Here is an 18,887-nt window from a genome sequence, read left to right as displayed (position 1 = left end):
AAGAGTTTTATTGATCGATAAAGAGAGATTTAAGTTCTGGGGTCGGAATCATACAGCTTTCTTTTTTACCAAACCATTTATATCGATTTTTGGCTATTATATTGTATATCCAATCTCTAAAAAAAGTAGGGAAAATTAGAAAAACAGAGAGTAAGGGATATAATCCGGATAGCTGTTTTGCGATTTGTAGAGCAGCTGTTGATTTATAATAATAAGCTACTTTAGGATCAATTAATAAAATAGAATCTAATTTAGACGTATCAATTTTTCTTTCTGTTATTAATTTTCTGCCCATTTCACTTTGTAGTGAAGCATAGCGAAATATACTTTTTTTATCTCGTTGGATAATAAAGTTTATAGCACTATTACATAAGTTACAAACACCATCAAATAATATAATTTTTTTTCCTTCTTCAATCATATTACAAAGATAGTAGGAATCGTTAATTAGAAATAGGTAATTATGAATTTGTTAAGGTTTAGTTTGTTTTTACAGAATTAATAACTTCATTAGTAGTTGTTTGTAGATTTTTTGGCAGTTTATTATCTCTTGGTAAAACAGCTAAGTAACGATCATTATTAGAGTCAAATACTTGTTTAAAAATAGGCTCATCTAATTCTAGAGTATCACATATTTCTTTAATAAGATCTAAATGGTAAATTAAGTCTGTACTACCTAGATGGTATATTCCTTTTTTATTACGATTTACAATATAATGTATTTGTTGTGTAAATTTAGATATAGAGGTTACATTAATGATCACATTCGGAAATACTTCTATTGGAGCTTTGAGGTCATAAAGAGTTTTAATTTCTTTAATTCTAGGAGTAGTAGCGCCAAATACCATAGGAACCCGAGCAATTACATATTTATTAGTAGGTAATCGCATTAAAGCATTTTCAATTTTTATTTTAAATCTACCAAATACACTATCACTTAGTGTTTTATCATATTCATAAGAAGGGTAATTACTAAAAGAATCAAAAACATTAGCACTAGAAATAAAAATTAATCGAGATTTGTTTTGTTGTATCCATTGTATTATTCGTTGGTGTGCATCTAATTGAGAATTAAAATTACCTCTTAATGCAGTAATAATAATAGATGGTTTAAGATTGTCTAGTAAAATAGAAATATCTTCAAGTTCCATATCATATGGAAAGAACTTTTGATTTTGTTCAAAGAATCGGTTATCGGTACAATATGTACCATACGTATCGAAATAAGAATTAAGCTCTTTATAAAGTGCATTACCTATAAATCCACTAGCCCCTATGATTAAAATTTTTTTCAATATTAGTTCTATAAAAAAGTTAAGTTTCAAATATTACAATTGTAACATTTGAAACTTAACTATGTTATTTTTATTATAAAAAATTAGCTTTTATAAAAAGGTAGTTTTATTACTGTAGCAGGAATAGCATTTTTACGTACTTGAATATTAATTTTACTTCCTGGTTGAGCTAAAACAGAAGGAACGTATCCAAGTCCAATTCCTTTACCTAAAGATGGAGACATAGTTCCAGAGGTAACTGTCCCTATAATTTTGCCGTTACTGTCTACAATATCATACCCTTGGCGAGGAATACCTCTTTCATCCAATTCAAAACCTACTAATTTTCGTTCTGCTCCGTGTTCTTTTTGTTTTGCTAAAGCTTCTGCATTGATAAAGTCTTTAGAGAATTTAGTAACCCACCCAAGTCCTGCTTCGATAGGAGAGGTAGTATCATCGATATCGTTACCATAAAGACAGTATCCCATTTCTAATCGCAATGTATCTCTTGCGGCAAGACCTACAGGTTTAATATCATAATTAGCTCCAGCTTCAAATACTTTATTCCATATTTGTTGTACTTCAGAATTTTTACAATAAATTTCGAAACCACCACTACCAGTATATCCTGTAGCCGATATAATTACGTTTTCTATTCCTGCAAAGTCAGCAATTTCAAAAGTATAAAATTTCATTGTTTCTAAATCTACTGAAGTTAAACTTTGCATTGCAATAGCTGCTTTTGGACCTTGAATAGCTAATAAAGAATATTCATTAGATAAATCCTTCATTGTTGCCCCCATACTATTATGACTACTAATCCAATCCCAATCTTTTTGAATATTAGAAGCATTTACTACCAAAAGGTATTTTTCGTCTGCAATTTTATATACAATCAAGTCATCTATAATACCACCCTTTTCATTAGGTAAACAGCTGTATTGCGCTTTTCCATTAACTAATTTTGAAGCATCATTAGAGGTAACTTTTTGGATTAAATCCAGAGCAACAGATCCTGTTATAAGAAATTCACCCATGTGTGACACGTCAAAAACGCCTACATTGTTACGTACTGTTTCATGTTCTAAATTAACACCTTCATAAGATACAGGCATGTTAAAGCCAGCAAAAGGAACCATTTTGGCACCTAATGCAATATGAGTTTCTGTTAAAGCAGTATTTTGCATAATATAATAGATTGTAAAATTGATGCCGAAAGTAAAAAACTTTATGTAGGTACACAATGCTTTTAAATTATAAATAAAAATAACTATTATAAAATAAATAGACTACTAAGCCAATAGATAATATAGAATTAAGAAAATAATTTTAAAAAACAATCGTTAGTTTTAAAATTTGAATAAGATATAAGAATAAAAAACAGAGTTTTGTGTTTTATTTTCATTAAATTTTTAACAATAACTATATTGAGATAAAGTTTTTAATGTTAATTATTTGTTAGTATAGCATTAAGAAAAACATTTACCTTTACATGAATAATAACATTGGTTGAAAAAGGAACTACAAATAACAAATAGTTTTTTCATTAAAAATATTAATGAAGGGAATAAGGAAGCTTTCAAAATACTTTTTGAGCTTTACTATTCTAAATTACTGTATGTAGCTCAAAACTATGTTTCTAATAAAGAAGATGCAGAAGAAATAGTGCAGGATGTATTTGTTAAAATTTGGAAAAAAAGAAAGTCTATTTCTGCAAATATTAACGGGTATATGTTTAAAGTAACAAAAAACTCTTGTCTTGATTATTTAAGATCTCAAAAAACTAAACTCAGTAGTGTAAATAACACATTACAGCTTGAAGCTTTTCTTAATTATCAAGCACTTGCAGATGACATTTCCTCATCTATTATAGAGAAAGAATTAGAACAAAAGATACTAAGGAGTATAAATTTACTTCCTGAAAAATGTAAAGAAGTATTTATAAAAAGTCGAATAGATGGTTTAAAGAATAAAGAAATTTCTGGGGAATTAGATATTTCTGTAAAAACAGTCGAAAATCATATGTCTAAAGCTTTAAAGCATATGAGACTGCATCTTCGGGAATTTCTTTCTTTATTTTAAAAAAAGAAAAGTACATTAGGGGGAAACTAAATTTTTATACGTCTATATAGATATAAGAAGATATTAATGCAAGATAAGGATCTATTAAAATACATTAAAGGAGAATCTACTCCAGATGAAAAGAGGCTGGTAATAGAATGGATAAGGAATAATGATAAAAACCAAAAACACTTTAATATACTTAAAGCAGAGTATATTGCGTCTACTTTAGATTCATTTAGTCATCCAAATACGGATTTACAATACCGTTATTTTTTAGCCAAAAGTTATAAGAAAAAAAAGACCTATTATACGGCTGTTGTTGCTTCCATAATAATAATTCCTTTTATCAGTTGGTTTGTTTTTAATACCTTCTCTAATATTAACAAAAATATTGAAAACACAGAGTTTTTAGGATCTAATATAGAAAACGTTATAACTGGTTTTGGGGATCATAAAAAAATTACATTACCTGATGGCTCTATTGTTGTTTTAAATTCTGGAAGCAGTATTTCATTTCCTAAAAAATTTGACCATAATATAAGAAAGGTTACTTTAACTGGAGAAGCATTTTTTGATATAAAAAGAAATGTAAATAAACCTTTTATAGTAAATACAGATCATATTAAAATAAAAGTTTTAGGAACTTCGTTTAATATAAAATCTTATGCTGATGACGAAAAAACAGAAACAACATTAATAACAGGAGAAGTTGAAGTTTTTCAAAATAAAAATAAAAAATCAGTCCTTTTACAACCATCAGAAAGAGCCACCTTTAATATAAATAATAATAATATAAGTGTTGATAATGTAAACTCTAAAAATATTCTTGCTTGGCAAGATGGAACATTGATTTTTGATAAAACGCCACTAAAACAAGTTATTTCTGATTTAAAAAGAAATTATAATATAGAATTTGTAATCCTGTCAGATTCTCTTTTCAAATATAAATATACAGGAAAATTTGATAATCTAACCTTAGAAGAAGTGCTTGAGCTTCTTAAATTATCTTCTCCAATGAATTATAGGTATGAAAATAATAAAATCATACTAGATTCTGAATAAGAAAAAGATAATATTATAACATCGACTTCTTGTAAGGTTTTAGTCAAACTCGCTAATCAAAAGAGTTAAATGTTATATAAAATTTCAAAAAAAAACTTTAAGATGTTTTTTAAAACATCTAATATGTATTATGAAAATTTATTCATTATTTATTTGTTTTATCGTTACGAACTTATTTTCATTTAACGTATATTCTCAGGGTATTTCTATTTCTTTAACGGATACTCCTCTACAAAAAGTAATTGAAAACATAGAAGAAGTAAGTAAATATCGCTTTTTTTATAATAATAATCTTATAGATACATCAAAAAAGGTGTCTTTAAAGTCTAAAGATAATAGAATTAGAAAGGTATTACGGCTATTATTTAGTACTACCAATATTGACTTCAAGATAATTAAAAATCAAATTGTTTTATTCCCTAAAAACACAAAAACATCAGGAAAGGTTCTGGAAAATTTTTTGAATTATATCGAAAAAAACAAGTATATAAACGATAATTTGAGATCACAAAGTATTATAAAAGGTACTGTAATAAACGAAAAAAATCTTCCATTATCAGGGGTTAATATATGGGTTAAAGATACTAATAAAGGAAGTTTAACTAATTTTAATGGAGATTACGAAATTGAAGCTAATCTAGGGGACAAGTTAGTATTCTCATATATTGGATTTGAAACTATTGAAACAAAAGTGACTAAAAGAACGATTGATATAGTTTTAAGAGAAAATATAAGCAATCTTGAAGAGGTTATTGTTACTGGGTATGGAATCCAAAAAAAAAATAAGTTAACAGGTTCTATGTCAAATATTAATCCAAAAATCATAGCTAAAGGATCTCGAACATCCATACAAGAAAGTATTCAAGGTAATATTGCAGGGGTACAAGTAATCTCTAGAAGTGGGCAGCCTGGATCTACACCAAATGTTAGAATTCGTGGAGTTGGTTCTTTTCAATCTGCCTCTCCACTATATGTAATAGATGGTTTTCAAACAAAAGACCCTAATATAATAGCATCTCTTAACACTAATGATATTGAAGCAATTTCTGTTTTAAAAGATGCTGCAGCCACATCAATATATGGAGTAAGAGGAGCAAATGGCGTAATCGTTATAAAAACCAAATCAGGGATCTCAGGAGAAACTCAAGTAACATATAAGGTTGAGACAGGTCTTTCCTCTCCATCAGTTGCAAGTAGATTTAAAGCATTAAACACAAAAGAATTTCAAGAATTACTAGTTGAAGGAGTTCAAAATGCAGGAATAAGAGATAATGATACAGAAGCTCTCGATTTTTTAATAAGTAATGGTTTTCGGCCAGATATTGATACAGATTGGTACCAATTACTTACCAGAGATGGATTGTATCAACAACATAACATTTCTATAAAAGGAGGTTCTTATCATACTAGATTTTATTTGTCTGGGGGATATTTTAATCAAGAGGGGGTTATTCTAGCCTCGCAGTTTGAAAGAATGAATACAAGACTAAAGATAGATCATGAGTTTACAGATGATTTTAAGATAGACGTTAATATTACCTATAATAAATCGATTTCTAAAAAAAGACCTACAGGAGGATTATTTGCTAATCCAGTTCGATCTATATACAGGTTACGACCGGATATTTCACCTTTTAACGAAGATGGCACTTTTAATTTTAATTTTAATGATACACAAAATCCAATCGCCCAAGCACAAGAAGAAATACAAAAGGATATAAATCATAGAATACTTGCTGGAGCAGGATTGTCTTATCAGATTTTTGATGGTCTTATTTACGAATCATTAATAAGTATGAATCAAACATTTCAAGATAATTTTGTTAGGTTACCTTCTGGTTTTGGAGATGCTAAACCTAGAGGCCGAGGAGAGCAAGATTCTAATTTTTTATTTTCTTGGTTATTTAGAAACTTATTGCGATATAATTTAAATTGGAAAAAAAATAACCTAGCGGTATTTGGAGGATATGAATTACAAAAAACTAGAAATAAATTTACAGACCTTATTGTAGAAAATATACCTGACGGTTTTGAAGACTTAAATAATGGTAGCTTATTTATTTTAGCTTCTACAAATAAGGCTCAAGAAGGTCTTAATTCAATGTTTTTTAATACTGAATACGCTTATAACAACACTTATTTAATGAGTGGGTCTATAAGACGAGATGGATCTTCAACTTTTGGAAAGAACAATAAATACGCAATATTTTGGTCGGTTGGAATAGGTTGGAATATAGCTAATGAGCATTTTATGAATTCAGCTAATTTTATAGGAGATTTAAAGCTAAGAACAAGTTATGGAATAAATGGTAATGACCCAGAAACAGGAATATTTGATTTGTTTAACGTTAATGATTATAACGGAAACCCAGGGTTGATTTTTACTTCTGTAGGAAACCCTAATATAAAATGGGAGCTAAATAAAACCTTTAATATTGGTATGGACTATTCTTTTTTTAATAATAGGATTCAAGGTAGCTTGGATTGGTATTTAAGAAAAACAAAAGATCTACTTAGATTACGACCAATTTCTGCTGCAAATGGAGATGGAGGAGAGTTTAATATTGAAGATGGAAATGATATTGCAGATAATATTGGATCTATGCAAAATAAAGGACTTGAACTAAATATAACTACTCAAAATATTATTTCTGATAATGACGGATTTAATTGGAAAACAAATCTAAGTTTTTCAAAAAATGAAAACAAAATCACAAAACTAACAGATAAAGAAAATAGACCTATAATAGATCAAACCCGAATAATAGCTTTAGGAGAGAGTATAGAAACATTTTATATGCCAAGATATGCAGGAGTTGATCAGGAAAACGGTAATGCACTCTGGTATACAGATGATACAAGAACAAAAGTAACTGCCAATTATAAGGATGCAAAAGAGGTAATTATTGGTAAAGCAACGCCCGATTTTTATGCAGGTCTTAGAAACACTTTTTCTTATAAAAGGATTACATTAGATTTTCAATTATATACAGTTTGGGGAGGTTTAGTGTATGATACATGGAATAGATTTACTAATAGTGATGGATACAGAAGACTTTCTTCTACAGGTAATGTAAGTAGAGGAACATTTGAAAGAAGATGGCAAAAACCAGGAGATATAACAGATGTTCCAATATTTGTATATGGTAATGAGCAATCTGGTAGTTCTGCATTTACATCTAGTAGATTTATTTATGATGGTAGTTATGTTAGATTAAGAGAAGCTACAGTTTCTTATGATTTTCCGCCAAGATTAATCGATAAATTAAAACTTTCTAATTTTCGGGTTTACATAAAAGGAAACAATCTATATACTTTTATAAAAGATAATAGATTAGAAAGAGACCCAGAATCAGGCTATAATGGTAGATTAAATCAAGAAATTCCTATTTCTAAGACATTGTTTCTAGGTTTGAATATTACTTTTTGAAATAATTATTATGAGAAAACACATATTATATAGTTTTATATTACTTTCATTATTATCCTGTGAGGATACTTTAGAACAACGATTTTCAGACTCGGTAGAAGTAAACGAAACCATCGTAGATTTAAATTCTTTAAATTTAGCGGCTAATGGAGCATATAGCTTTTTAGCAAATCCAGGGTATTATAACAGAAACTTTATTTTAATTCCAGAAATAATGTCTGATAATGCCTTTATAAATGCATTCGACAATACAGGTAGGTTTTTAGAGTTTGATGATTATATTGTAAATTCGAATGACAGTAGAGTAGAAGAGACTTATAATAATATGTCTCGTGTAATTGCTACAACCTCAATAGTTATCAATAAAGCAAAAGCCATATCTTTTATTGAAAGTGAAAAAAAAAAGGCAAATCATTATATAGGAGAAATGTATGCTTTAAGAGCTTTAACTTATCATAATTTTCTTTTATTATTTGCTCAGCCTTACAACTTTACTTCAGGAGCATCCCACTTAGGAGTACCTATACCAGACTTTGAGTTATTAGGAAATGGAGCAAATATCCAAAAACCAGGTAGGAGTACAACGGCAAAAGTATATGCTCAGATTGTAGAAGATCTTTTGTTAGCTATAAATTTAATGCACAAAGAATCGATTCTTTTTAGGTTTGATGTTTTTTCAGCAAAAGCCTTATTAGCAAGAGTATATTTACATATGCAAAATTGGGAAGGAGCAAGGGATATGGCTGATGATGTAATTTTGAATAGTAATAAAACCCTACTTACAAGAAATGAATATATAAATAGTTGGACAGAGGATTTTAATAAAGAAAGCCTATTTGTAGTTTCAAATATAAAAACAGATAATTCAGGCATAAACTCTATAGGTCATTTCTATCTAAAACTTAAAGATGCTTTTGCAACAAATGATTTTAAAAACACATTGTCTGATACAGATATTAGAAAAGAGCTTTACCCAAAATTTGGCTCTACAAATTTAGTTACAAAGTTTCCTCGTACTGCAATAAAAGATGATAACATACAAGTATTAAGGTTATCTGAAATATATTTGATAAAGGCGGAAGCCCACGCACATTTGAATGAGGTAACAGAAGCACAACAAACACTGGATATAATTATTCAACGAGCAGATTCTAAGCCTGTAGAGGCTACTACAGAAATAGGACAGATACTATTGAATAAGATTTTATTAGAAAGAAGAAAAGAATTAGCGTATGAAGGTTTTAGGCTTTTTGATCTTACTCGATATGGAATTACTTTTAATAAGTTTAGACAAGATACTTATCCCATTGAGGTTATTTCTCCTTCTTCAAAAACAGTTTTACCAATACCTATTGATGAAATTAATGTAAATCCAAATATTGCTGATCAACAAAATCCAGGATACTAAAAAAGATAATTGGTTTTATTTATCCTTAAAAAAACATATCTTATTAATCATAAAATTGAAGATTAAGCAAATGAAATATAATGTTCTGAATGAAAAGTTAGTCTATAATGGTTTTTTGAAAATTAAAAAAGCAACAATTATTCATGATAGTTTTTATAAAGAAACTAGTATAACTTGCTCTAGAGAAATGCTGGATCGTGGAGATAGTGTTGCTGTTTTATTACATGAAAAAGATACTAATCAACTTATATTTATAAATCAGTTTAGATATCCTACAATTAAAAAAGGAACAGGCTGGCTTAAAGAAATTCCAGCAGGAGAATTAGAATTTGATGAAGACCCTGTAGAATGTGCAATTAGAGAAGTTAAAGAAGAAACGGGATATAAAGTGAATTGTTTAGATCATGTTTCTACATTTTATGCTACTCCAGGAGGCTCTTCTGAAAGAATGTATCTGTATTTTGGTGAAGTTGTTGAAAAAGATAAAGAATTTATAGGAGGAGGAGTACAAGAAGAAAACGAAGACATTTTGTTATGTAAGTTTGATGCGTCAAAAATAGATACATTATTAAAATCGGGAATTATAAATGATGCTAAATCCATTATAGCATTACAATGGTTTATAATAAATAAACTCAAATAAAATATAAAACCTCATTGATCGTCCAAATTTACCAACACGATTAGACTGGATAAAATAGCCTATACTTTATTAATAATTAATTTTTCTACAAAGTAACAAGGGTATTTAGAATAATAAAAGGTATAATACCAAATTAACCATAAAATGATATACCCCCTTATTCTTAATTTTAAGTACGTAATAGACTATTAACAATCTGTATTAATAACAATTTTATTTAATTTTTTCCAAATTTGGTGCTCTAGAGGTTTTGGAGAAACATTGAATAAAACTAAATGTTTTTTTGTTTTGTTACAAAACTTATAATCTATAATTATGTTTAGATTAAGCTCCTTTTTGGTTGTAAAAGCATCATGAGTAATTATTTTTCCTACATATACAGAATCATTTACTTTTTCAAAAAAAGCTTTAGATTGATGAGGGACTTTAAATTTATTTGATTCTGTTACAGGAGCTGTATTCATTAAACCATTAAAATATAACTCCATTTCAGATTCAAGTTTTTGGGTAGATAACTGTGGGTTTTGATCTATCTGCCATAAAAAAACATAAGAAAAATAATCCATAGCATTTTCTTTTCCCCATCCAGGAGCAAAACGAATATATTCTATACCAGAATATTGCAAGGAAGTGGCAAAATCTAAAGGAAATTTAATAACTTCGCTTCTCCAATTATCCGAGGCTTGCAATAAATTTTTTTCATTATTATTTTTACTACATTGTATAAAAAAAATGAAAATAAAGATAAAAGGTATGATTTTTGAATAAGTCATAAATAAGAGTTTTTTTTTGATAAAATTACAAAATTGTTTAATTATAGATTTTTTATAAATTTGTGTTAAAGGGAAAAGAATACAAAACCTACAAAAAATGAAGTATTATAGAATATTTTTATTACTATTTGTTTTCGCGGTTCAGGTGGCCCCAGCCCAAACTGAACAGGATCGAATAGAAGCCGAGATTATTAATGTGCAACGAACTATTGTAGCAAAACTTACAGGGCATGAACCTATAAAAGGTAAGAAAAAATTAACAAGTCGATCTAGTAATTCTGAAAGAAAAGTTACGGCAGATTTTTTATTTAATTCTTTAAAAGATTTAGATCTTAAACCTGATAAGCATGAGTACAATGTGAAAGACAAAAAAGGGAATATATTTAATGGAGCAAATGTATTTGCAGAAATTCCTGCTACTAATGGTAATGACCAATGGATTGTGATAGCAGCACATTATGATACTGTAGAAGGTAGTCCAGGTGCAGTTCACAACGCTACGGGTGTAGCAATAGCTTATTACGTAGCCATGAAAATAGCACAAATGGAAGAACGTAATAAAAATTTTATGATCGTGTTTTTTGACCATTGGAAAAGCAATATGGTTGGTACTAGAATGTTTACTAAAAAGCTAAAGGACGAAGAGTATAAGATACATTCAATGCACAGATCTGATTATATGGGATGGGATAATGATGAAGACAGAGCTATTGAAATGTTAGCATCAAATTTAAGTCTGGAATCTTTATATCGTATAGAATCTCCTGTCCCGATCTATAAAAGAACAGTTGCTACACCAGAAAGCAGATTCTTTGCTAATTTTGGTTTTGAAACTGTTACGCTTACTGCAGAATTAAAGAATGCTGATAATTCACCATATGTTCGTCAAAGTGAAGATAAATATACTACCGTAAATTTTAAATATCTTGCATCTACTACTAATATAGTATATAAGGTAATGAAATCTTTAGCAAAAGAATAAAAAATAGTATTGTCAAAAATGTAAAAAAGAGTTCTTACTTAAGTAAGAACTCTTTTAAGTTTTCATAGCTTTTAATCGATATGCTATGTTTTTCTTTATGCATTATTTTTTCAATTTGAGAAGGAATTTCTACAACAGTCTCTAATGTTTCTTGAACGATATCCAAGAATTTTACTGGGTGAGCAGTTTCAAGAAAAATACCATAATCATTATTTTTTAAATCTTGTTTTTTAAGCCCTAAATACCCTACAGCTCCATGCGGGTCTGTTATATACCCATTTTTATTATATATTTTTTTCATTGCTTCTTTGGTTTGATCATCGGTAAAACTATAAGCAGAAAAGTTGTTTTTTAAAGCAGAAAAGTTATTGTTAAAAAGATTTTGTATTCTTATAAAGTTACTTGGGTTACCTACATCCATTGCATTAGAGATAGTTGCTTTTGATGGTTTAGGATCGTAGGTAGATGTTTCTAAATATCGAACTACAGTATCATTAACATTGGTAGATGCAATAAATTGTTTTACAGGAAGGCCTAGTTTACTAGCTACAATTCCTGCGCAGATATTACCAAAATTACCACTAGGTACTGAAAAAATAATATCTTTTTTTAAATGTTTTACTTGTTTATAAGCAAATAAAAAGTAGAATAGTTGAGGAAGCCATCTGGCAACATTTATAGAATTAGCAGAAGTTAATTGTTTATGATCAGTTATACTGGTATCTAAAAAAGCAGTTTTTACCATATCTTGACAGTCATCAAAAACTCCATCCACTTCTAAAGCTGTTATATTTTGTCCTAAAGTTGTTAATTGTTTTTCTTGTATGTCACTAACTTTTCCTGTAGGGTATAAGATAACTACATCTACACCTTTTACTCCCAAAAAGCCATTAGCCACGGCACCTCCTGTATCTCCAGAGGTTGCAACTAAAACAGTGACATGGTTTTCATTATTTTTATTAAAATATCCTAAACACCTTGCCATAAAGCGTGCACCTACATCTTTAAACGCCATAGTTGGGCCATGAAATAACTCTAAAGTTGCAATGTTATTTTCTATTTCTACTACTGGAAAATCAAAGTTTAACACATCTTTTAAGATATCTCTTAACTCTTCTTCAGGAATTTCTGTACCTATAAATTGTTGTATAGCCTGATATGCGATTTCTACATTATCTAAATTTTCAATGTTCTCAAAAAATGATGTAGGTAAGGGAGTAATTTTTTCAGGAAAATATAATCCTTTATCTGGAGCCAAACCTTTTATTACAGCTTCAGAGAATGTTACTTTTGGCGCGTTATTATTTAAACTATGATATTGCATTATTTATTATTCTTTATTTAAGTTATACTACAGCAGAAAACTCGATTTCTACTAAAATTTCTGGAGAAATAAGTTTGGATACTTCTACCATAGAGGTAGCTGGTTTTATAGAGCCAAAAAATTCTCCATGGGCTTTTCCTATTTGTTCCCAATTAGTAATATTTGTACAATAAATTCGAGTTCTTATTACATTTTGTAACTCTGCATCAAACTCCTTTAGTACTTTTTTTGTTGCTTTTAATATTGCAATGGTTTGTTCATATTCATTAGCTCCTTTTGCTGTTGTACCAGAAACTTCAATTATATCTCCTATTTTTACGGCTCTGGAGTATCCTACAATATCCTCCCAAGGGGCTTCTGTAGATATTTTTTTTATTTGCTTCATTAATTCTAATTTATAATTTTAACTCCTTGATCGTTAATTTTTGATATATGAATATCAAAATCAATTCCTGTTTTACTATATATATCTTTTATAGTATCTGCAACGTCATTAGCTGTTTTCATTCCTTTACTTAAAGCAAAAATGGATGGTCCTGATCCAGATATTCCAGCTCCTAGAGCTCCTTTTTGTATTGCAGCTTTTTTTACAGTATCAAATTCTGGAATTAAAATAGATCGCAAAGGTTCTATAATTACATCTTCTAAGCTTCTTCCTATTAAGTCATAATCTTCTGTAAATAAGCCAGCTACCAAACCTCCAACATTTCCCCATTGTTGGATCGCCTTTTTTAGGGTAACATTGTGTTTAATAACAGACCGAGAGTCGGATGTTTTTACCTCAATCTGGGGGTGAATTACTGTCATTACAAGATCTTTAGGAGAATGTAATTTTATTATGTCTAATGGGCTGTAGCTTCTTACTAAAGTAAAACCACCGAGAAGGGCAGGGGCTACATTATCGGCATGTGCATTACCACTTGCTAATTTCTCACCTTGCATAGCAAATTCTACTAATTTTTGTGGTGTAAATGGATTTCCTAAAAGATGATTTATAGCCCATACAGCTCCAGCACTACTGGCTGCACTACTACCAATACCACTACCAGCTTTAATCTTTTTGTAAATCTCTATAGTAACTCCAATATCTTTTCCGTATGCAGAAAGAAAGGATTCTACAGCGACACCAGCTACATTTTTATGAGTTTCAAAAGGGAGGTCTGCTCCTTCTATTTTTGTGATTTTTACTCCAGGCTCTTCTGTAATAGAAATAATCATTTCATCTCCTATAGTATCCAAACAGCACCCTAGAACATCAAATCCACAAGAAAGATTAGCAACAGTAGCGGGTGCAAATATTTTAATGCTTTTCATCTATTAATTTTTATAGTTTTTATATTACCAGATTTATCCTGATGTAAGTAAGGGTTAAATGGATTATATAACATATTAATTTTGCATTAGTTTTTATTATTTACTTTTTCCTACTCTAATAATATCAGCAAATATTCCCGATGCGGTAACATCCGCACCAGCACCAGCGCCCTTAACAATAAGTGGTTGTTTTGGATATCTATCGGTATAAAATAGTACAATATTATCGCTACCCTCTAAATTATAAAACGGGTGATTTATAGGAATGTGTTGTAGTCCAACTTTTGCTTTTCCATTTTCATATTGAGCTACATATTTTAATCTACAATCTTTTTTATTAGCCTCTTCGAGTATTTCTTCAAAATGCTTTTCATTTTTTGTTAGAGATATAAAAAAATCTTCTACATTTTTTGTTTCTAAACTTTCTGAAGGAAGAAAAGCTTCTTTTTCAATATTACTAAGTTCCATAACTTGACCACTTTCTCGAGCAAGGATTAAAATTTTACGTGCTACATCAACTCCACTTAAATCAATTTTAGGATCTGGTTCTGTGTACCCTTCTTCTTGTGCTTTTTTTACGATATCATGAAAAGTAACTCCTTTTGTATACTTATTAAACACAAAATTAAGACTACCAGATAAGACTGCTTGTATTTTATGTATGTTGTCTCCAGATGCTACTAAATTATTAAGAGTATCTATAATTGGTAACCCAGCCCCAACGTTTGTCTCATATAAAAAAGGAGCATTAAACTTTCTGGATAAGTCTTGCAGTTCTTCATAATTAGGATATTCATCTGCGCATGCTATTTTGTTACAAGTAACAACAGCCATACTTTCTGCCAGATAATGTTTGTATATTTTTGCAATATCAGGATTGGCGGTGTTATCTACAAATATAGAGTTACGAAGGTTCATTTCTTTCGCTTTTGTAAAAAAGGATACCGCATCTGCTTTTTCACCATTAGTTAAAGCTTTTTGCCATATATTCAAGTCGATTCCATTTTCGTTAAAAGCCATTTTTCTAGAATTAGAAACCCCTGCTACACGAATTTTTAATCGTAATTTATCTTTAAGGTATTTATCTTGTTGTTGTAATTGCTCTAATAACTTGCTGCCAACATTTCCTACACCGGTTATAAATAAATTTAATTGTTTTGTTTTTACTTCAAAAAATTGTTCGTGCAATGTGTTTAAAGCTTTTTTGATATCTTTTTCTTCAATTACTACAGAAATATTTTTTTCTGATGCTCCTTGAGCAATAGCTCTTATATTTACATTGTTTTTACCTAAAGTGCTAAACATTTTGCCACTCAGCCCTTGGTGATGATACATATTATCACCAACCAAAGCTACAATGGCTACATTATTTTCTATTTTTACAGGATCTAGTTTGTGCTTCGATATTTCAAATTCAAAAGCTACATCTAATGTAGATTTAGCTTTTTCTGCTTCTACAGCTTCTACAGCAAGACATATAGAATGTTCAGAGGATGCTTGTGTAATTAAAATAACGTTTATGTTTTCTAAAAATAATGCTTCAAATAAACGTTTAGAGAATCCTGGTATTCCAACCATTCCGCTTCCTTCTAAAGAGATGATTGCAATGCTATCGATATGACTAATTCCTGTAACTGGTTTTTTTCTATCAGTAACATTTCTAGTAATTAATGTACCTTGATCTAAGGGTTTAAATGTGTTTTTAATTACAATAGGAATGTTTTTTTCTAAAACAGGGTGTATGGTAGGGGGATAAATAACTTTTGCTCCAAAATGAGAAAGCTCCATTGCTTCTTGATACGAAATATGATATACTGGTTTTGCTTGTTTTACCAACTTAGGGTTAGCAGTATACATACCACTAACATCAGTCCATATTTGTAGCTCTTTGGCATTAATGGCCGCAGCAAGAATTGCAGCAGTAAAATCAGAACCTCCTCTTCCTAAAGTAGTAGGTTCATCTTCTTGTGTTTTGGCGATAAAGCCAGGAAAAATACTTATTTTATGAGTATTATTATCTGCAAACTGTTTAATTCTTTGATTAGTTTCGTTATAATCGATTGTAACCTTGGTATTGTTAGTTTTAATAATAAGCTCTCTAGAATCCTTTAAAATGATATCCAATCCTCTTATTTTTGCAGCTTCATAAATAATATAAGAAGATAGAATTTCTCCAAAACTAGCAATTACAGCGGCTGTTTTAACCGATAGTTCACTTAAAAGAAAAACTCCTTCACATAAAGATTCTAAGGAGTTAAGTTTAGCTTTAACCTTACTGATTATTGCGCTTTGTGATAGAACAGGTATAAGGGTTTTAACAGTTTCTAGATGTCTTTTTTCAATTTCTAAGAGCGTATTTCTATAATTTTCATCATTAGCAGAAGCTTCTGCTCCTGCTTGTAATAAAAGATCTGTAACACCTCCTAAGGCTGAAACTACAACATATAATCGTTGGTCTTGAGATTGTTGATTTATGATTTCTATTACGCTTTCTATTGTTTCTGCATTTGCTACAGAAGAACCCCCAAATTTTAGAACGTTCATGATATTTTTTTAGTTAGATTGAAGTTAATAATAAAGATTACTATAGTTTTTTATGTAAACTACATGTGTATTATGCCGAAAGTATATATAAATTAACCCCTAGGGGTAATAATAATTGTAGTACCAGTAGTAATAATAGAAGAAGAAGTCTTAGAAACAATTATAGTTCTTAAGAAGGGTAATAAAGCCGATAAGAGAACGATACTAAACATTACTTTGCTTTACTTTGTGAGTTCAAATGTATAATTTTTTACTTTTAAAGAAAATTAAAATAATGGTGTTCTTAAACTTTTGCTAATTCAATAATAAATAACGTTTTTAAATATCATATTCTTATATAAATTGATAATTTAACGATAATGTAAGTTAGTATTTAAATATTAATAGACTTTGGTTTAGGAATTAAAAGAATTACTAGTAATTTTTAATGATATATTTATAAATTAAACAGTTATTAAAACAAATTATAATCTATGAAAATATTTTCTGCACAACAGATGCGAGAAGCAGATCAAGCCACAATGAATACAGAACAAATTACATCTTTAGAATTGATGGAGCGTGCTGCAACACAAACTTTTAATTTAATTCATAATCGATTACAAGGCTCTCCGATTTTAATTCATGTTTTTTGTGGTATTGGTAATAATGGAGGAGATGGTCTTGTGATTTCTAGATTATTACTAGAACATGGATATAATGTAAAGACATATATAGTAAATTTTAGCGATAATAGATCCAAAAGTTTTTTGATAAACTATGACCGATTAAAAGAAATATCTAAAAACTGGCCTATACAACTTAAATCGGAAGCAGATTTACCAGAAATTAATAGGGAAGATATGATTATAGATGCAATTTTTGGTATTGGTTTAAACAGGCCTTTAGTACCATGGGTAATATTGCTAATAAAACATATTAATAAAGGAAGATGCTTTACGTTATCTATAGATATTCCTTCTGGTTTGTATACAGATAAAGCTCCGGATGATCCAGAAGGAGTTATTTATGCAGATATAACTGTAACATTTCAATTACCAAAATTAATATTCTTTTTACCACAAACCGGTATTTATACTAGAGATCTAGAAGTTATTGATATTGGATTAGATCGTTCCTTTCTAAACCAAAGTCCAGGAATTGGTATCTTAATAAGTAAGAATGAAGTATTACCATTATATCGACCAAGACCTAAGTTTAGTCATAAGGGGGTTTATGGGCATTGTGCTATTATAGGAGGAAGTTATGGTAAAACAGGAAGTGTTGTTCTAGCAACTAAGGCAGCATTAAGAACAGGTGCAGGGTTAGTTACAGCATATATACCAGAGTGTGGATATGAAGTGTTGCAAAGTACTGTTCCAGAAGCAATGGTAATTACAGATAATGATGATGAATTAGAGGATATTAAATTAGATTTTAAAGCTTCTGCAATAGGAATAGGAATAGGTTTGGGAACAAGCATTAAAACTACAAAAGCTTTTGAAGAATTTTTAAGCGAGAATAAATCCCCACTTTTGATAGATGCTGATGGGATCAATATTCTGGCAAATAATCCAAAGTTTTTAGAAAAACTCCCTAAAAACACCATATTAACTCCACATCCAAAAGAATTAGAACGATTAATAGGGAATTGGAAAGATGATTTTGATAAAATCGAAAAAACTAAAGCATTTTCAAAAACACACAATTGTATAATTGTAATTAAAGGTGCTAATTCTATTACAGTATTTGAAAATCAATTATATGTAAATAATAACGGAAATCCAGGTATGGCTACAGCAGGAAGTGGAGATGTACTTACAGGTATGATTACTGGATTGCTATCACAAGGATATGATCCCTTGCATGCTGCTGTTTTTGGTGTATATTTACATGGGAGTGCTGGAGATATAGCAGTACAAAAAACCAGTTTTGAAGGATTAATAGCTAGTGAAATAGTTTCTCATATAGGAGCTTCATTTTTAGAGTTATTTAAAACTTCAAATGTAGAAGAACCTATTCAACAATAGTATATAAACGTCTATATTATGTATCGAGATTAAAAAGCAAAATGATGACAAAGAAAAATT

Annotated in this window: 15 protein-coding genes; 7 read left to right on the top strand and 8 right to left on the bottom strand. The window is 29.5% G+C overall.

Translation table 11 applies throughout. The features are described from left to right. Window positions 1-7: 7 nt before the first annotated feature. The 3 genes from H527_RS0101700 to gcvT all read right to left on the bottom strand — a co-directional run bounded on the left by H527_RS0101700 (window position 8) and on the right by gcvT (window position 2,461). Complete coding sequence (locus H527_RS0101700) at window positions 8-421, bottom strand: thiol-disulfide oxidoreductase DCC family protein (RefSeq protein ID WP_035087140.1); 414 nt, start codon at window positions 419-421, stop codon at window positions 8-10. 58 nt (window positions 422-479) lie between these two features. Further along, window positions 480-1,295 (bottom strand): sugar nucleotide-binding protein, encoded by an 816-nt coding sequence (locus H527_RS0101695; RefSeq protein WP_035087138.1) that lies wholly within the window; start codon window positions 1,293-1,295, stop codon window positions 480-482. Between the two features lie 83 nt (window positions 1,296-1,378). Then, window positions 1,379-2,461, bottom strand: coding sequence for a glycine cleavage system aminomethyltransferase GcvT (gene gcvT / locus H527_RS0101690; protein ID WP_027411103.1), 1,083 nt, complete (start codon window positions 2,459-2,461; stop codon window positions 1,379-1,381). Window positions 2,462-2,783: 322 nt separating this feature from the next. Here gcvT and H527_RS0101685 point away from each other — a divergent pair, with 322 nt between their 5' ends. From H527_RS0101685 to H527_RS0101665, 5 genes are all read left to right on the top strand, one after another. Continuing rightward, complete coding sequence (locus H527_RS0101685; RefSeq protein ID WP_051316586.1) at window positions 2,784-3,356, top strand: RNA polymerase sigma-70 factor; 573 nt, start codon at window positions 2,784-2,786, stop codon at window positions 3,354-3,356. A 66-nt stretch (window positions 3,357-3,422) separates the two neighbouring features. Further along, window positions 3,423-4,400, top strand: coding sequence for a FecR family protein (locus H527_RS0101680; RefSeq protein WP_027411101.1), 978 nt, complete (start codon window positions 3,423-3,425; stop codon window positions 4,398-4,400). Window positions 4,401-4,530: 130 nt separating this feature from the next. Further along, the gene (locus tag H527_RS0101675) at window positions 4,531-7,830 is read left to right on the top strand and encodes a TonB-dependent receptor (RefSeq protein WP_051316585.1); all 3,300 of its coding nucleotides are present in this window, start codon (window positions 4,531-4,533) and stop codon (window positions 7,828-7,830) included. A gap of 10 nt (window positions 7,831-7,840) precedes the next feature. Beyond that, a complete protein-coding gene (locus tag H527_RS0101670; protein ID WP_027411099.1) occupies window positions 7,841-9,238 on the top strand; it encodes a RagB/SusD family nutrient uptake outer membrane protein in 1,398 nt (465 codons plus the stop codon). A gap of 70 nt (window positions 9,239-9,308) precedes the next feature. Continuing rightward, window positions 9,309-9,881 carry an NUDIX domain-containing protein gene (locus H527_RS0101665; RefSeq protein ID WP_027411098.1) on the top strand — a complete coding sequence of 191 codons (573 nt, stop codon included), beginning with the start codon at window positions 9,309-9,311 and terminating at the stop codon, window positions 9,879-9,881. A 188-nt stretch (window positions 9,882-10,069) separates the two neighbouring features. Here the strand turns inward: H527_RS0101665 and H527_RS0101660 are convergent, their stop codons facing one another. Then, window positions 10,070-10,654, bottom strand: a complete 585-nt coding sequence (locus H527_RS0101660) for a hypothetical protein (RefSeq protein ID WP_027411097.1) — start codon at window positions 10,652-10,654, stop codon at window positions 10,070-10,072. A 97-nt stretch (window positions 10,655-10,751) separates the two neighbouring features. On the opposite strand from H527_RS0101660, the gene H527_RS0101655 reads away from it, so the two are divergent. Next, the gene (locus H527_RS0101655; protein ID WP_027411096.1) at window positions 10,752-11,636 is read left to right on the top strand and encodes a M28 family metallopeptidase; all 885 of its coding nucleotides are present in this window, start codon (window positions 10,752-10,754) and stop codon (window positions 11,634-11,636) included. A 34-nt stretch (window positions 11,637-11,670) separates the two neighbouring features. Here the strand turns inward: H527_RS0101655 and thrC are convergent, their stop codons facing one another. From thrC to thrA, 4 genes are all read right to left on the bottom strand, one after another. Next, window positions 11,671-12,960, bottom strand: a complete 1,290-nt coding sequence (gene thrC / locus H527_RS0101650; RefSeq protein WP_027411095.1) for a threonine synthase — start codon at window positions 12,958-12,960, stop codon at window positions 11,671-11,673. 22 nt (window positions 12,961-12,982) lie between these two features. Next, window positions 12,983-13,345 carry a RidA family protein gene (locus tag H527_RS0101645; RefSeq protein WP_027411094.1) on the bottom strand — a complete coding sequence of 121 codons (363 nt, stop codon included), beginning with the start codon at window positions 13,343-13,345 and terminating at the stop codon, window positions 12,983-12,985. Window positions 13,346-13,350: 5 nt separating this feature from the next. Beyond that, the gene (locus H527_RS0101640; RefSeq protein ID WP_027411093.1) at window positions 13,351-14,274 is read right to left on the bottom strand and encodes a homoserine kinase; all 924 of its coding nucleotides are present in this window, start codon (window positions 14,272-14,274) and stop codon (window positions 13,351-13,353) included. A gap of 96 nt (window positions 14,275-14,370) precedes the next feature. Then, complete coding sequence (gene thrA, locus H527_RS0101635; protein ID WP_027411092.1) at window positions 14,371-16,818, bottom strand: bifunctional aspartate kinase/homoserine dehydrogenase I; 2,448 nt, start codon at window positions 16,816-16,818, stop codon at window positions 14,371-14,373. Window positions 16,819-17,291: 473 nt separating this feature from the next. On the opposite strand from thrA, the gene H527_RS0101630 reads away from it, so the two are divergent. Further along, window positions 17,292-18,827 (top strand): bifunctional ADP-dependent NAD(P)H-hydrate dehydratase/NAD(P)H-hydrate epimerase, encoded by a 1,536-nt coding sequence (locus H527_RS0101630; RefSeq protein ID WP_027411091.1) that lies wholly within the window; start codon window positions 17,292-17,294, stop codon window positions 18,825-18,827. The last annotated feature ends 60 nt before the right edge of the window (window positions 18,828-18,887 follow it).

The organism is Aquimarina muelleri DSM 19832 (assembly GCF_000430665.1).
Taxonomy (GTDB): domain Bacteria; phylum Bacteroidota; class Bacteroidia; order Flavobacteriales; family Flavobacteriaceae; genus Aquimarina; species Aquimarina muelleri.
Note: the sequence above shows the minus strand (reverse complement) of the source record. Positions and strands in the feature narration are given on the sequence as shown.

What these genes read in the sequence shown, in the direction of transcription:
- H527_RS0101675 (WP_051316585.1), top strand. Translation starts at nt 4,531, where the DNA reads ATGAAAATTTATTCATTATTTATTTGTTTTATCGTTACGAACTTATTT.
- H527_RS0101665 (WP_027411098.1), top strand. Translation starts at nt 9,309, where the DNA reads ATGAAATATAATGTTCTGAATGAAAAGTTAGTCTATAATGGTTTTTTG.
- H527_RS0101655 (WP_027411096.1), top strand. Translation starts at nt 10,752, where the DNA reads ATGAAGTATTATAGAATATTTTTATTACTATTTGTTTTCGCGGTTCAG.
- gcvT (WP_027411103.1), bottom strand. Translation starts at nt 2,461, where the DNA reads ATGCAAAATACTGCTTTAACAGAAACTCATATTGCATTAGGTGCCAAA.
- thrC (WP_027411095.1), bottom strand. Translation starts at nt 12,960, where the DNA reads ATGCAATATCATAGTTTAAATAATAACGCGCCAAAAGTAACATTCTCT.
- H527_RS0101700 (WP_035087140.1), bottom strand. Translation starts at nt 421, where the DNA reads ATGATTGAAGAAGGAAAAAAAATTATATTATTTGATGGTGTTTGTAAC.
- H527_RS0101660 (WP_027411097.1), bottom strand. Translation starts at nt 10,654, where the DNA reads ATGACTTATTCAAAAATCATACCTTTTATCTTTATTTTCATTTTTTTT.
- thrA (WP_027411092.1), bottom strand. Translation starts at nt 16,818, where the DNA reads ATGAACGTTCTAAAATTTGGGGGTTCTTCTGTAGCAAATGCAGAAACA.
- H527_RS0101630 (WP_027411091.1), top strand. Translation starts at nt 17,292, where the DNA reads ATGAAAATATTTTCTGCACAACAGATGCGAGAAGCAGATCAAGCCACA.
- H527_RS0101645 (WP_027411094.1), bottom strand. Translation starts at nt 13,345, where the DNA reads ATGAAGCAAATAAAAAAAATATCTACAGAAGCCCCTTGGGAGGATATT.
- H527_RS0101640 (WP_027411093.1), bottom strand. Translation starts at nt 14,274, where the DNA reads ATGAAAAGCATTAAAATATTTGCACCCGCTACTGTTGCTAATCTTTCT.
- H527_RS0101680 (WP_027411101.1), top strand. Translation starts at nt 3,423, where the DNA reads ATGCAAGATAAGGATCTATTAAAATACATTAAAGGAGAATCTACTCCA.
- H527_RS0101670 (WP_027411099.1), top strand. Translation starts at nt 7,841, where the DNA reads ATGAGAAAACACATATTATATAGTTTTATATTACTTTCATTATTATCC.